The following is a 13,626-nucleotide window of genomic DNA, read 5'->3' as shown; positions in this document are numbered from 1 at the left end:
TCATGACTGATATTTCCGAGAAGACCGTCACCCACCCGGCTCCGCATCGCACCCATGCAGTGCTCAACCAGTCGGTACCGCGCACGGACGTCAACGAGTTCCTGCTCGATACGGTCCTGGCCGAAGGCGTCGCGCGTCACGACGCCGATTGGGCCACCAGTGAACTCACCGATATCGGTGAACTGGTCGGCAGTGCCGGGTTCCAGCACGACGCCGAGCTGGCCAACACGGTGATCCCCGAATTGAAGACCTTCGATCGCTGGGGAAACCGCATCGACGAGGTCGAATACCATCCGTCGTATCACCGGATCATCTCTGCCGCCGTTGCGCACGGTGCTCACACCTCTGCCTGGGCTGACCCCAAGCCGGGTGCCAACGTGGCTCGGGCCGCGGCATTCATGCTGTTCTCCCAGGTCGAACCGGGCCACGCGTGCCCAATCTCCATGACGCACGCTGTGATCCCCTCGCTCGAGCTGCAACCCGATGTAGCCGCCATCTGGACCCCGCGTGCCCTTTCTCGGAGTTACACCCCCGAGTTGGATGCTCCCGGAAAGGCATCCGCGATCTTCGGAATGTCGATGACGGAAAAGCAGGGTGGCTCCGACGTGCGAGCCAACACGACCATCGCCAAGCCGGCCGGACGTGGCGGCCCGGGTGCGGACTACCTCCTCACCGGACACAAGTGGTTCTGCTCCGCGCCGATGTCTGACGCCTTCCTGGTTCTCGCTCAGGCCGAAGGTGCTGCCGGCGAGGGACTTTCCTGCTTCCTTCTCCCCCGCATCCTGCCTGACGGCACACGCAACGTCTTCCGTATCCAGCGTCTGAAGAACAAGCTGGGCAACAAGTCCAACGCGTCGTCCGAGATCGAACTCGACGGCACCGTCGGCACCATGATCGGCGAACCGGGTCGTGGCGTGCGGACCATCATCGAAATGGTGTCCCAGACGCGACTCGACTGCATCCTCGGCAGCACGGCAGGTATGCGTCAGTCGGTGGCCGAAGCGGTGTGGCATGCACGGCACCGCAGCGCTTTCGGTGCCGTCCTGGCAGATCAGCCCGCAATGACGTCGGTGCTCGCCGACCTGGCTCTCGAATCCGAGGCCGCGACCATCACCGCACTGCGATTGGCCCGTGCGCAGGACGAGGACGCGAATGAGCAGGAAAAGGCGTTCCGCCGACTCGCGACGGCTGTTGCGAAGTACTGGATCTGCAAGCGCGGCCCGCACCACTCCTACGAAGCCCTCGAGTGCCTGGGCGGCAACGGTTACACCGAGGACTTCCCGCTTGCCCGTCGCTACCGTGAGCAGCCCGTCATGGCCGTGTGGGAGGGGTCGGGCAACGTCATCGCGCTCGACGTCCTGCGCGCGATGACCCGTGAACCCGACTCCGTTGCCGCCTTCGACCACGAGATCAACCTCGCCCGCGGCAACAACCCGGTCCTCGATCAGCACCTCGATCGAGTACGACGCCAACTCGGTGAGCTCGCCACGATGGCACCTGCCGACGCTCAACTCCGCGCTCGGACCGTCGTCGAGGCTATGGCGTTGGCACTGCAGGCTTCGCTCATGGTGCGCCACTCCCCGGCCGCCTCGTCCGATGCGTTCATTGCCGCTCGCCTCGGCGCCGACCGTGGTCACGAGTACGGAACTCTGCCTGTGGGAACAGATTTCGCCGGAGTTCTCGCGAGAGCCTAAGGCTGCTCCCTCAGTACCCTGGTGACGGTGTGTACTGCCGGCGTCGGATTGTTGGGTCGCCATGCCATCGCGATTTTCAGCGTGGGCGTGGCCCCGGCGATCGGCAGGTACACGACCCCGTCCATGGACAGATGCGCCGTCGACTCCACGACGACGGCGATCCCGACCCCCGCTCCGACCATGGCCAACAGGCTGTACGGATCGGGGGCTTCGTGTGCGATGGTGGGCGTGAAACCTGCTGTGGCGCAAACGGACAACGTTGCATCGCGCACCACCGAGCCGTGCTCGGCGGGATACATCACGAATCGCTCGGTTGCCAGGTCTTCCGGTGACACCGAGTCATGCGTACCGAGGTGATGCCTGGCAGGAACCGCGACCATCAAGGTTTCCTCCCGCACAGTGTGAGTCTCGAATCCGCGCGGAATGGGCAGGCCGACTATGCCCATGTCCAGTGCTCCGCGTCGGAGAGCGTCGAGCACCTCACCCGAGTACATCTGCGGCCGTAGTTCCAGTTCGATTCCCGGATGGGAGTCGGCCAAGGACCGTGTGAGGGCCGACAGGACGGTGTAGCCGCCTGTTCCGCCGAAACCCACTGTGACACGGCCCGTCTCGCCAGTCGACGCGGCCGATGCGATTTCTCGTACCACGGCGATCTGCGCTTCGATGATCCGTGCGGGCGTGACCAAGGCTTCGCCGGCGGCTGTCAGTTGCACTGATCTGGTGGTCCGGACGAACAGGTCGGTGCCCAGTTCACGCTCGAGCGCCCGAATGGTCTGGCTGAGCGGGGACTGGCCGATGTGGAGTCGCTCGGCGGCCCGGCCGAAATGAAGTTCGTCGGCGACTGCGAGAAACGCGCGCAGTTGACGCAGTTCCACGTCGCTCCTCCCGGGTTTCATTATGTGGTTCTCCCACATAAATAAGTCGAACTAAGTCTTGGACTCTACATGGATTTCGGACGATAGTGATTCACGCCTCACATTGCATCCCTTGGTGATGCCCGACGCGAGAATCAGGGAGAACCGTGGATCAACACCCAGGTCAAGACACCAATCCGCCTGAATACAACACCAAACAGGCACGCAAGGCCGGAATCACGGCGTTTGTCGGAACGACTATCGAGTGGTTCGACTTCTACATCTACGGAACCGCATCCGCCTTGGTGCTCGGCCCGCTGTTCTTCCCGGATGCGTCGCCGGCGGTGGGAACACTCGCAGCCTTCGCGACTTTTGCCGTGGGATTCGTGGCGCGTCCGGTCGGCGGAGTGGTGTTCGGTCATTTCGGAGACAAGTTCGGTCGCAAGAACGCCGTGATCATCACCCTCGCGCTCATGGGGTTGGGAACCGTCGGTGTCGGCCTCCTCCCTACGTACTCCCAGATCGGGATCTGGGCACCGATACTGCTTGTGGCACTGCGTGTTCTCCAGGGCATTGCCATGGGCGGCGAATGGGGTGGCGCCGTATTGATCGCCACCGAGTTCGCTCCCCCGAAGAAAAAGGTGCTCTACGGTGCGTTTGCGCAGCAGGGTTCACCGGTCGGCAACCTGCTCGCGACGCTGGCCTTCCTCGGCCTGACGTTGATGTCGGATTCCGTGTTCGAGTCGTGGGGTTGGCGTCTGCCGTTCCTCGGATCCGCAGCTTTGGTGATCGTCGCTCTCTACATCCGTCTGCACATCTCCGAGACACCCGAGATGAAGAAGGCTGTTGCGGCACAGGAGCGTACACGGATGCCGCTGGTCGAAGTGTTGCGGTCGCATCCCGTCGAACTTGCCCTCGGCGTCGGCGCTGTGGTTGCCGGTGTTGCCATCACGTACGTCAAGACAACCTTTGCGCTCTCCTGGGCGACAACGGATCTCGGCTTCGAGCGTAGTGACTTCCTCCTCGTGATCACCGTGGCACTGGTAGCCCAGGCGCTCGTACAGCCTTTCGGCGCTGTGCTGGCCACGCGGATCGATCCGTCGAAAGCGGTCCGTTGGATGCTGCTTCCGGAGATCGTGCTCCTACCACTGATGTTCGTGCTGGTTCAGACGGGCTCCGTGCCCTTGGCGATTCTGGGTATGGTCCTCGCGACGGCGCCTCACGCAATGTATTACGCCGCGTTGGCCGGCATCCTGGCGCAGGTTTTCCCCACCAATGTTCGGTATACCGGCATCTCTCTGTCGTACCAATTGTCGACCGCCATTTTTGCCGGAACGGCCCCGATGGTCAGCCAGTATCTGCTGACGCGAACCAACTCGATCTGGCCGGTCGTAGCTCTAGGGCTCGTGTATGTCGTTCTCTCCCTTGTCTGTATGACTGCATTGTTGCGCAGGAGTGCGCTGCACGGGCAAGGGCTGGAGTCGACGAGCTCCTCGAACATGACCGATGCTTCCACCCTGAAAGGCGTTGACCACTGATGAACTTTGCACACACCGACCCCGCTCTGACAGCGGTAGTGGACAGATGGACCGCCGGGGCGGACCGAGAGACGTTGAACGGATTGCTCGACCGACTGGGCCGAGATGCCGCCGGCCGTTTGTCCGAGCTTGCCGACATCGCAGACAAGAACCCGCCGGTGCTGCAGCAATTCGACAAGGCCGGTGACCGCGTCGACCGGATTTCCTATCACCCGGCCTACCTGGAACTGTGCCGGGCGGCGTACAACGAGTACGGCCTGTCCGCCATGTCGCACCGAAAAGGGTTGCACGGATGGGACTCCGTGCATCCGCCACTCGCGAAGTACCTCGCGTCGTACATCTTCGTGCAGGCAGAGTTCGGGCTGGCCTGCCCGGTGTCGATGACAGATGCTGCTGCGCGGACCCTGCGTATGTTCGGTGATCCGGCCGTGTTCTCGCCCTGGATCGACGCGTTGACGTCGACGGACCCCGAGCAGGCGAAGACGGGTGCGATGTTCATGACCGAGATTCAGGCAGGCACCGACATCGCCTGCACCGAAACACGCGCCGAGCGCGACGGTGACGGATGGGTTCTGACGGGCAAGAAGTGGTTCGCCTCCAACCCGGATGCCGATGTGATCATCACCCTCGCAAGATTCCCGGGCGGACAGGATGGTTCGACGCGTGGAGTCGGAATGTTCATGGTGCCCAAGACCTTGGGATCCGGCGAGCGCAACAACCTCACGATCGATCGTCTCAAGGACAAGCTGGGTACGCGTTCAATGCCGAGCGGCGAGGTGACGCTGAACCGCGCGCACGCACTCCAGGTCGGTGAACTCGATCGAGGGTTCCGCCAGATGGCGGAGATGGTCAACACGTCTCGCCTCTCCAATGCGATGCGTTCGAGCGCTCTCATGCGCCGAGCAGTCCGTGAAGCCGTCGAACATTCGAAGAGCCGAGTCGTGTTCGGTAAGAGGCTCTTCGACCAGCCGCTGATGCGGGCGACACTTCTTCCCCTTGCACTCGATGCCGAGGCTTCGCTGGCCCTGGTCGCGTACAGCGCACAGTGTCTTCAGGCAGCAGACGGCGGCGACGAACAGGCGCGCGCACTGATCAGGGTACTGACACCGATCGCCAAACACTTTGTCTGCAAACGCGCGCGGGTGGTCACCGGCGAGGCCATGGAGGTGCGCGGAGGAAACGGCTACATCGAGGAATGGGCCAACGCGCGACTAGTGCGGGATGCCCACTTGGGCTCGATCTGGGAAGGGTCGAGCAATGTCATTGCGCTGGACGTACTTCGGTGCCTGCGCAAGTTCGGCTCGCACCGCACCGTCGCGGGAGCGATGACGGACATCCTGTCCACCGTCGGACCGGACTGCGAGGCCGGTGCCGGAGTTCTGTTGCGGCGCTGGGAGGAACTGGTAGAGGAAGGAGATCGTCTGATCTCCGGATCTGACGATGCCGCCCAGGCCGCCAGCGCAAAGTATGCCGACGAGTTGGCTCGTGCCGTCATGGCGACGCTGCTTTTCGATCTTGCGGACCACGGCATCCGACACGGTAATGGGTACCGGTCACTGCTGGTGGCGAATTCCTACCTGGCCGGTCTTGCCGGGAAGGTGCCGTCGGCCGCGCTCGGCGATCTCGACGTGATCACCGACGGCGGTGACGTCGAGCTGGATGATGCACGTGACGTCATAGCCGAGTTCCTCTCCGTAGCAGGGGTTCACCAGTGAATTCTCCAACAGGTCCCACACCCCTCGCCGGCGTCCGTGTTCTGGATCTGTCGAAGATCCTTGCCGGGCCGTACGCAACCATGTCGCTTGCCGATCTCGGTGCCGACGTCACCAAGATCGAACACCCTGAAGGCGGCGACCCCACGCGTTCGTGGGGGCCTCCCTTCGTCGGGGTAGATGCCGCCTACTACCTCGCGATCAACCGCGGTAAGAAGTCGGTCACGATCGACCTCAAGTCCACCGAAGGACAGGAGATCATCCACCGCATGCTCGAAGAGACCGATGTAGTCGTGGAGAACTTCAAGCCGGGCAGCGGATTACAGAAGATCTTCGACTACCAGGCACTGTCCGAGCGATATCCGCATCTGATCACCCTGCACATCTCTGCCTTCGGTGAGGAAGGACCGCTGCGCGACGAACCGGGGTACGACATGATCGCGCAGGCCGCGGGTGGGCTCATGTCGCTCACCGGTGAACAGGGTGGTGCTCCGATGAAATCCGGGTTTGCGTTGGGAGACTTGGGCGCAGCGCTTTTCGGACTGGTCGGTGTCCTGGCCGCGTTGGTCGAACGAGGCCGGACCGGACGCGGACAGTACGTGACCACGTCGCTGTACGAGTGCCAACTCGCGATGCACGTGAACTGGGCGACCAGTTACTTCGCCACCGGTGAGCGCCCGACTGCGTTGGGCTCCGGTCATCCGAATCTTGCTCCGTATCAAGCATTTCCTGCCAGCGACGGGTACTTCGTCGTCGCTGTCGGCAACGACGCGATGTGGGCGTCGCTGTGCGAGGCCATTGGAAGGAGTGAACTGGTCACCGATCCGCGTTTTGCCCACAACCGCGACAGGGTGGAGAACCGCGAGAGTCTGGAACGAGAACTCACCAGCGCCTTCGCATCGGAGACCGTCGAACACTGGTGCGCTCTTCTCGCCGAACGCGCCGTACCGGTCTCACCGATCCGGCATCTCGACGAGATCTACTCCGATCCCCACACCGCCGCGCTCGGCATGGTCGGAACCGTCGACCATCCGACGCTCGGACCGTTGAAGCAAGTGGCCTTTCCGGTCAACTTCTCCGGCCAGAGGCCACGTCTGACGTCGGCGCCGCCCGTTCTCGGCGCCGACAACGACGAAGTCCTTGGTACCGCTCAGGCCAGCCCGCTCAACGCAGGCGGCGTGTTGTCGTCGCGCCAACCGATGGCCTCGGCAAGCGTCGTGAGGTCGTAGTCCGGTCCGCTGACGCCGACGGTGAAGAGTGAGACACCGTCGGCGACCAGGTCGGCTGCATTTTCGAGCCCAGGCCACGGAACCGAGTGCTCTACTTCCAGCGGGTTCCGGCCCACGTCGGCGCAGTGGTCGGAGAGGATGTCTGACTTGCGCAGGTGTGTCTCACGGTCGCCGAAGCTGTGCCAGACGTCGGCGTACTCGGCGACCAAGCGCAGGGTCTTCTTCTCGCCGCCACCGCCGATGAGGACCGGGATGTTGCGCGTCGGCGGCGGGTTGCCCTTCGCCAGGCGGCCCGTGATGCGGGGGAGGTATTCGCCAAGCAGTTTCAGCCGTGAACCGGGAGTGCCGAAGTCGTATCCGAACTGGTCGTAGTCCTTCTCGAACCAGCCGGCACCGATACCGAGGATCAGGCGCCCACCGCTGATGTGGTCGACGGTTCGCGCCATGTCGGCGAGTAGATCCGGATTGCGGTAGCCACCACCGGTGACCAGGGCGCCGATCTCGACGCGTTCGGTTTGCTCGGCCCAGGCGCCGAGCATGGTCCAGCATTCGAAGTGGGCGCCGTCGGGATCGCCGGTCAACGGGTAGAAGTGGTCCCAGTTGAAGACGATGTCCACCCCGGCGTCCTCGGACCGCAAGACGGCGTCGCGTATCAACCCGTAATCGGGTGCGTGCTGGGGTTGGAGTTGAACACCGATGCGTACCGGACGAGTCATGCCACGCTCCTGACGAGAGGAATGGTTGTCTTCTCCCATCATGGCCGGGTGTGCGCGGTACCGCTACCGCCGCCGTAGGTGACGGGTTTGCCCGATCTTGTGCCCACCCCTTTTCGAGCGAACGGTACTTTCGGAGCCTTAGATCGACTGAACGTGCCGTTCGCTCAAACAGGGGGGCAGGCAAAGGGGGGGGCAGGCAACAGGGGGGGCGGGTAAAAGCAGGGGTGGTCTGCCCACAGCAGACAGGCGGGGCCGCGGCACTGCCGCGCCGGTAGGAATGGATTCATGACTACTGAAGCGCCCACCGATACCGGCTACCGTGACCTGTTGACAGACAGGCTCTTCCGACAGCGAACGATTCTGCTCACCGGCGAGGTCAACGACGCCATGGCCGAACGTGTGTGTTCGGAACTGGTGCTCCTCGCCACCACCGACCCCAAGCGCGACGTCGTGCTCTACATCAATTCACCTGGCGGATCGGTGTTTGCCGGTCTGGCCATCTACGACACGATGAAGCTCATCCCCAACGACGTCGTGACGGTCGCGATGGGCTTCGCCGCCAGCATGGGCCAGGTGCTTCTCTGCTCCGGCACCCACGGCAAGCGAATCAGCCTGGCGCACAGCCGCATCATGATGCACCAACCTTCGGCAGGTATCGGTGGCACTGCGGTGGACATTGCGATCCAGGCCGAGAGTCTCGAGCTGATGAAGCGTCAATCGCAGGAAATCCTCGCCGCCGAAACGGGCCGGACCGTCGAAGAGATCGAGACCGACAGCGATCGGGATCGCTGGTTCACCGCCGAGCAGGCGCGCGAGTACGGAATCGTCGACCGCGTCGTGACGTCCTTCGCCGAGATAGCACCGCAAGCCACCTTCCCCAAGATCGGATTGTGACGTCATGTCCCAGTACACGATTCCCAGCGTCATCGAGCGAACACCAACGGGTGAGCGATCTTTCGACATCTTCAGCAGGCTGCTCAACGAACGCATCGTCTTTCTCGGCACAGAGATCGACGACGGCGTCGCCAACGTCGTGATGGCTCAGATGCTGCATCTGCAAGCCGACAACCCGGATCGCGAAATCGGTTTGTACATCAACTCTCCCGGCGGTTCCACCACGGCGATGCTCGCGATCTACGACACCATGCAGTTCTTGAAGCCGACGATTTCGACGTACTGCATGGGTCAAGCGGCTTCGGCTGCTGCAGTGCTTCTGGCCGCAGGCACTCCGGGCCATCGGCATGTTCTTGCCCATTCGCGGGTGCTGCTGCATCAACCGTCGACGCAAGGTAGCGGCACCATCTCGGACCTCGCGCTTCAAGCAGCCGAGATCCTGAGAATCCGGGAGCAGACCGAGGCGATTCTGAGTATGCACACCGGTCAGAGCGTCGAGCGGCTCCGTAAGGACACCGATCGCGACAGAATCTTCACTGCCGACGACGCTATCTCCTACGGATTGGCTGACACCCTCATCGAAGGGAACTGATCAGGCCGCCATCAGGACGGGACCGGAGATCGGTGCGGGAGAATGTCCGAAAGTGAGGGAGTTGAGCGCAACGATCCTGTTGCCCGCTCGGAACAGCAGGTGCTCGAGCGGCATCCCGAGCGCTTCGCAGATGGCGCGCAGAATTTCCGACGACGGTTCCTTCTTGCCCCGTTCGATCTCTGAGAGGTACTGCTTCGACATCCCGACCTTTGCGGCTACGTCGTCGAGAGTTCGGTCCTGATCGCGTCTGACCTCCCGCAGCACTCGTCCGTAGGCTTCACGAATCAGCGGGGGTTTGCGCACGGCGACAGCCGGATCGGGGAGTTCCGACTCACCCTTGACCAGGACCAGTCTGCGCGGCGCATCCATAGGCCGAGTATTCCAGCCGACCGGTTCGCACACCACCCGGTTCACCGAGGGCTGACATCTAGTCCGTTCGAACACCACCGGCAAGAAACATCGCTCGAAGAACGAAGGTCGCCTCGGGTCCGATGATCTCGCCGACCAGGCTCGTATAGCGGTCGACGAACTCGGGCCCGTGGGAGGCCTCGTCGGAAGTGGGGTCGCCGAGGTGGTGCGCAAGTTCGTGCAAGACAACGAATTCGCGTAGCGCCCACCGGCCGTCACGGTCGTCCGGGACGGCGATGACGTCGTTCGAGTAGTGAGCGGCGGCATTGCCGGCGCGGGAGCGTACGGACACCGGAATGGTTGCGCGAGTCCAGGTCTCCCGTACCCAATTCAGCCCGAGTAGCTGATCGCAGTACGCCTGGACCGACTCCACGGAACCGAATTTGCGCTCGACCGGCAAGGTGATGGTGGAACCCATGACTTCGACGCTCCGAAGTCCGCGCTGGTCGGCGCGATCGAACATGGTGCGTACCAACGTCTCTGCCTCGTAAACGGCGCTCCGCTGCGTATCCCTCACGAGTCGAGCTGCCCGCGCACCCCGCCGATCTCCGGAAGGTTTCCCAGACGTGCGGAGCGCGCCGCCCGATCACCCGCTCGTCGAGCATGCGAGGAATGCCCGGCGCTTGCGCGGCCGCCGCCCCGCCACGTCCCACGCGCTTTGGAGTTGGACGAGTAGTAGTCCTTCAGCTCGATTTCCTTGTTACGCAGCACGAGTGCGGTTTCGGAAGACGACGTGGCAGATTCTGCGATCGCGGTCTTCTCCGTCTCCTGCTTCGTCTCGGCCAACCGAGAGCCGATGCGGGACGCGTACGCCATCTGGAAGTTCAGGCGTGCCGTCACTCCGGCCACCGGCTTGCGGACCTGCGTGCTGACGCGTCGTCGTCCACGAGTTTCGACGACGGTCCGCACGGACGTTTCGCCGCGGTACGCCCCGGAACGCACGTAGGCATCGGAGTCGCGCACCATCTGAAAAAGCAGGCTCGAATACAGGGCCTCGCACACGTCGATGTCGCCGGCGAAGCCGTAGGCGTAGATGACGGCCGACGTCTGCGCGATGTCGCATTGCACGTCGTTGGCAGCGGCGATGGCGATGAACAACTGGGCGTACGTTCGCAGTCCGCGCTTGCCCGGTTCGCCGATGGTGATCAGCCGTTGAGTGGGCGTCGCACGCTTTTCCGAAGACGCGGTGTGCGCACGCGCGACCGCCAGGTCGATCGCGGAACTGGTGGCCAACCGCTGAGCGGCAGCCATGAAGGCTTCACCTTCGTGTGGATTGTCGGTGGACTCCGCTTGGCGAAGCAGCGCACCGATGCGGGTCAGCATCTTCTCCGAACTCACCGTGAAAGACTACGCTCGCGCGCCGACACGGACGTTTATGCTGCTAGCGCACACGCTCACCCTCGACTTGGATCGTCCGGCACGTTCCTGCCGGTAGAAGGGATCAACCCCGTCATGGCTTCAGTGACTTTCGAGAGCACCACCTGCCTGTTCCCCGGATCGAACACTCCGGCAGTGGACAAGCTCGACCTCGAGATCGAGGACGGCGAGTTCCTCGTCCTCGTCGGACCCTCCGGCTGCGGAAAGTCGACCACCCTGCGCATGCTCGCCGGGCTCGAAGACGTCCACAGTGGACGCATCCTCATCGGCGACCGCGACGTCACCGGTCAGGAGCCGAAAGAGCGCGACATCGCGATGGTCTTCCAGAACTACGCGCTGTACCCGCACATGTCGGTGGCCGAGAACATGGGTTTTGCGCTCAAGCTCGCCGGAACCAACAAGACGGAGATCCGCGCCCGCGTCGAAGAGGTCGCGAAGATGCTCGATCTCGAGCCGTACCTCGATCGCAAGCCCAAGGCGCTGTCCGGTGGCCAGCGTCAGCGAGTGGCGATGGGCCGCGCCATCGTTCGCCAGCCGCAGGTCTTCCTGATGGACGAGCCGCTCTCGAACCTCGACGCAAAACTCCGTGTGCAGACACGTACGCAGATCGCTCAGCTGCAACGACGCCTCGCGACGACGATGGTTTACGTGACCCACGACCAGGTCGAGGCCATGACGATGGGTGACCGCGTCGCCGTCCTCGAAAAGGGAATCCTGCAGCAGTGCGCCTCGCCGCGCGAGCTGTACAACAAGCCGAAGAACGTTTTCGTCGCCGGCTTCATGGGTTCACCCGCGATGAACCTCTTCACCCTCCCCGTCGTCGACGGCGGCGTCGCATTCGGTGACGGGATCGTTCCGGTTCCGCGCGAGACGATGAACGGCGTCGTCGAAACCGAGGTTGTTCTGGGTATTCGCCCCGAGCACCTCGAGATCGCAGCCGAAGGCCTGCCGATGGAGGTCGACGTCGTCGAGGAACTGGGCTCGGACGCCTACGTCTACGGCCGGACCACGATCGGCGGACGGTTGCAGCAGATCGTCTCGCGTGGTGACTGGCGCAATCCGCCGCAGAAGGGCGAGCGCGTCAACCTGCGCGTCGACCCCGAGAAGGTGCACATTTTTGCCACCACCGACGGGCGTCGCCTGGGTTAGGTGGACCTGTCAAACGACACATGACCGATTCAGGTTCGGCGTAATACCCACAAGTAGGGGTGTCTCGTGCCACAGTAGGGGCCGATGCCGGGAGCCGGCACTCATGGCGCATGCCGTGAGCAGGCTCTCGGTGACCGTCTATTTGTCATACACATACGGGGAGCGAATCCATGGTTCTGAACTCGAAGGCGATGCGCCGCGCTGCAATTGCAGCCACGGCAGCGTCCATGCTGGTACTGGCAGGCTGTTCGTCCGATTCGGACAAGGACAGCGGAACCAGCACCACGGCCGCATCCGGGGGATCGTCCTCGAGCGAAGGCCGCGGACCCATCACGATCGTCGAGGGGCAGGATGCCCTGAACGAGGCGCTCGAAAACATCATCTCCGACTGGAATGCCGAGCATCCGGACGAGAAGGTCACGCTCAAGCCGCTGGCGAAGGAAGCCAACGCGCAGGTCGACGACATCACCCAGCGCATGCAGGCCAAGAGCGACGAGTACGACCTCATCGGCGTCGACGTCGTCAACACCGCCCAGTTCGCCGCAAACGGTTGGCTGCTGCCGCTCGAGGGTGACCTCGCGATCGACGAGTCCGGCCTCCTGCCGTCGACCGTCGCTTCGGGCACCTACAACGGCAAGCTCTACGCAGCGCCGAAGAACACCAACGCAGCGTTCCTGTACTACCGCAAGGACCTCGTCGAGAAGGCCCCCACCACGTGGGCCGAGCTCAAGGAAAACTGCCCGAAGGCTGTCGAAGCCGGCATCTCCTGCTACATCGGTCAGTTCAAGAACTACGAGGGCCTGACGGTCAACACCACCGAGATCACCAACGCCTTCGACGGACCGTGGGTCGGCCCGGACGGACTCACCCCGGCCATCGACGACAAGACAAAGGCAGGCGTTCAGTCGATCGTCGACAACTTCGCCGACAACACGATCCCGCAGGAAGCGCTGACCTACTCCGAGGGCGAGTCGCAGACCGCGTTCGGCGACGGCAAGGCACTCTTCATGCGCACGTGGTCCGGCTTCTCGGTCGACGGTGAGAAGACCTCGGTTGCCGGCAAGTACGGCTACACCGTTCTTCCGGGTGTCGACGGACCGGGCGCTTCGACCGTCGGCGGCTACAACGTCGGCATCAGCGCGTACTCGGACGCACCCGCCACGGCTCGTGACTTCCTCGAGTTCATGCAGACCAAGAAGTCGCAGACGTACTTCACCGAGGTCGGCGGCGCACCCGTCCTCTCGGCTGTCTACGACGATCCGGCAGTGCTCGCTCAGTTCCCGTACTTCGCGACCCTGAAGGAAGCACTCGCCACCGCTCAGCCGCGCCCCGTCACGCCGTACTACACGCAGGTGTCGAAGTCGATCTCCGACAACACCTACGCTGCTATTCGCGGCGAGAAGACCGTCGAGCAGGCTTTGGCGGACACCAAGGCCGGCATCGAAACCGCCGGTAACTGATCT

The 13,626-nt window shown here is 63.3% G+C and carries 13 protein-coding genes; 8 read left to right on the top strand and 5 right to left on the bottom strand.

The window, feature by feature from the left end:
* The first annotated feature begins 2 nt into the window (after positions 1-2).
* Positions 3-1,694, top strand: a complete 1,692-nt coding sequence (locus tag AOT96_RS09950) for an acyl-CoA dehydrogenase family protein (protein WP_050655941.1) — start codon at positions 3-5, stop codon at positions 1,692-1,694.
* Here the strand turns inward: AOT96_RS09950 and AOT96_RS09945 are convergent.
* A complete protein-coding gene (locus AOT96_RS09945; protein ID WP_030537644.1) occupies positions 1,691-2,569 on the bottom strand; it encodes a LysR family transcriptional regulator in 879 nt (292 codons plus the stop codon). The two genes, AOT96_RS09950 and AOT96_RS09945, sit on opposite strands and share 4 nt — an antisense overlap.
* A gap of 146 nt (positions 2,570-2,715) precedes the next feature.
* On the opposite strand from AOT96_RS09945, the gene AOT96_RS09940 reads away from it, so the two are divergent.
* From AOT96_RS09940 to AOT96_RS09930, 3 genes are read left to right on the top strand one after another with little or no spacing between them, the layout of a single operon-like run.
* Positions 2,716-4,086 (top strand): MFS transporter, encoded by a 1,371-nt coding sequence (locus AOT96_RS09940; protein ID WP_064075479.1) that lies wholly within the window; start codon positions 2,716-2,718, stop codon positions 4,084-4,086.
* Positions 4,086-5,801, top strand: coding sequence for an acyl-CoA dehydrogenase family protein (locus AOT96_RS09935; protein WP_054828110.1), 1,716 nt, complete (start codon positions 4,086-4,088; stop codon positions 5,799-5,801). The genes AOT96_RS09940 and AOT96_RS09935 overlap by 1 nt, the downstream gene beginning before the upstream one ends.
* Positions 5,798-7,027 (top strand): CaiB/BaiF CoA transferase family protein, encoded by a 1,230-nt coding sequence (locus AOT96_RS09930; protein ID WP_065351658.1) that lies wholly within the window; start codon positions 5,798-5,800, stop codon positions 7,025-7,027. Before AOT96_RS09935 ends, AOT96_RS09930 begins: the two co-directional genes overlap by 4 nt.
* Here AOT96_RS09930 and AOT96_RS09925 read toward each other — a convergent pair.
* The gene (locus AOT96_RS09925; RefSeq protein WP_030537640.1) at positions 6,949-7,743 is read right to left on the bottom strand and encodes an LLM class F420-dependent oxidoreductase; all 795 of its coding nucleotides are present in this window, start codon (positions 7,741-7,743) and stop codon (positions 6,949-6,951) included. The genes AOT96_RS09930 and AOT96_RS09925 overlap by 79 nt on opposite strands.
* Before the next feature lie 285 nt (positions 7,744-8,028).
* Between AOT96_RS09925 and AOT96_RS09920 the strand changes: the two genes are divergently transcribed.
* Together AOT96_RS09920 and AOT96_RS09915 are read left to right on the top strand one after the other, a co-directional pair.
* Complete coding sequence (locus tag AOT96_RS09920; RefSeq protein ID WP_007735229.1) at positions 8,029-8,637, top strand: ClpP family protease; 609 nt, start codon at positions 8,029-8,031, stop codon at positions 8,635-8,637.
* Between the two features lie 4 nt (positions 8,638-8,641).
* A complete protein-coding gene (locus tag AOT96_RS09915; RefSeq protein WP_065351657.1) occupies positions 8,642-9,229 on the top strand; it encodes an ATP-dependent Clp protease proteolytic subunit in 588 nt (195 codons plus the stop codon).
* Here AOT96_RS09915 and AOT96_RS09910 read toward each other — a convergent pair whose 3' ends face one another.
* From AOT96_RS09910 to AOT96_RS09900, 3 genes are read right to left on the bottom strand one after another with little or no spacing between them, the layout of a single operon-like run.
* Positions 9,230-9,598 (bottom strand): helix-turn-helix domain-containing protein, encoded by a 369-nt coding sequence (locus AOT96_RS09910; protein ID WP_003946041.1) that lies wholly within the window; start codon positions 9,596-9,598, stop codon positions 9,230-9,232. It lies immediately after the preceding gene.
* A 58-nt stretch (positions 9,599-9,656) separates the two neighbouring features.
* Positions 9,657-10,100 carry a TIGR04338 family metallohydrolase gene (locus AOT96_RS09905; protein WP_231917454.1) on the bottom strand — a complete coding sequence of 148 codons (444 nt, stop codon included), beginning with the start codon at positions 10,098-10,100 and terminating at the stop codon, positions 9,657-9,659.
* Positions 10,101-10,150: 50 nt separating this feature from the next.
* Complete coding sequence (locus AOT96_RS09900; protein WP_065351655.1) at positions 10,151-10,975, bottom strand: DUF2786 domain-containing protein; 825 nt, start codon at positions 10,973-10,975, stop codon at positions 10,151-10,153.
* Between the two features lie 114 nt (positions 10,976-11,089).
* Here AOT96_RS09900 and AOT96_RS09895 point away from each other — a divergent pair, with 114 nt between their 5' ends.
* Both AOT96_RS09895 and AOT96_RS09890 read left to right on the top strand, forming a co-directional pair.
* Positions 11,090-12,163 (top strand): ABC transporter ATP-binding protein, encoded by a 1,074-nt coding sequence (locus AOT96_RS09895; protein WP_003946073.1) that lies wholly within the window; start codon positions 11,090-11,092, stop codon positions 12,161-12,163.
* Between the two features lie 170 nt (positions 12,164-12,333).
* Positions 12,334-13,623, top strand: coding sequence for an ABC transporter substrate-binding protein (locus AOT96_RS09890; protein WP_007735225.1), 1,290 nt, complete (start codon positions 12,334-12,336; stop codon positions 13,621-13,623).
* Positions 13,624-13,626: the final 3 nt, after the last annotated feature.

Origin of the sequence: Rhodococcus sp. 008 (assembly GCF_001682295.1) — a bacterium.
GTDB lineage: Bacteria > Actinomycetota > Actinomycetes > Mycobacteriales > Mycobacteriaceae > Rhodococcus_F > Rhodococcus_F qingshengii.
Note: the sequence above shows the minus strand (reverse complement) of the source record. Positions and strands in the feature narration are given on the sequence as shown.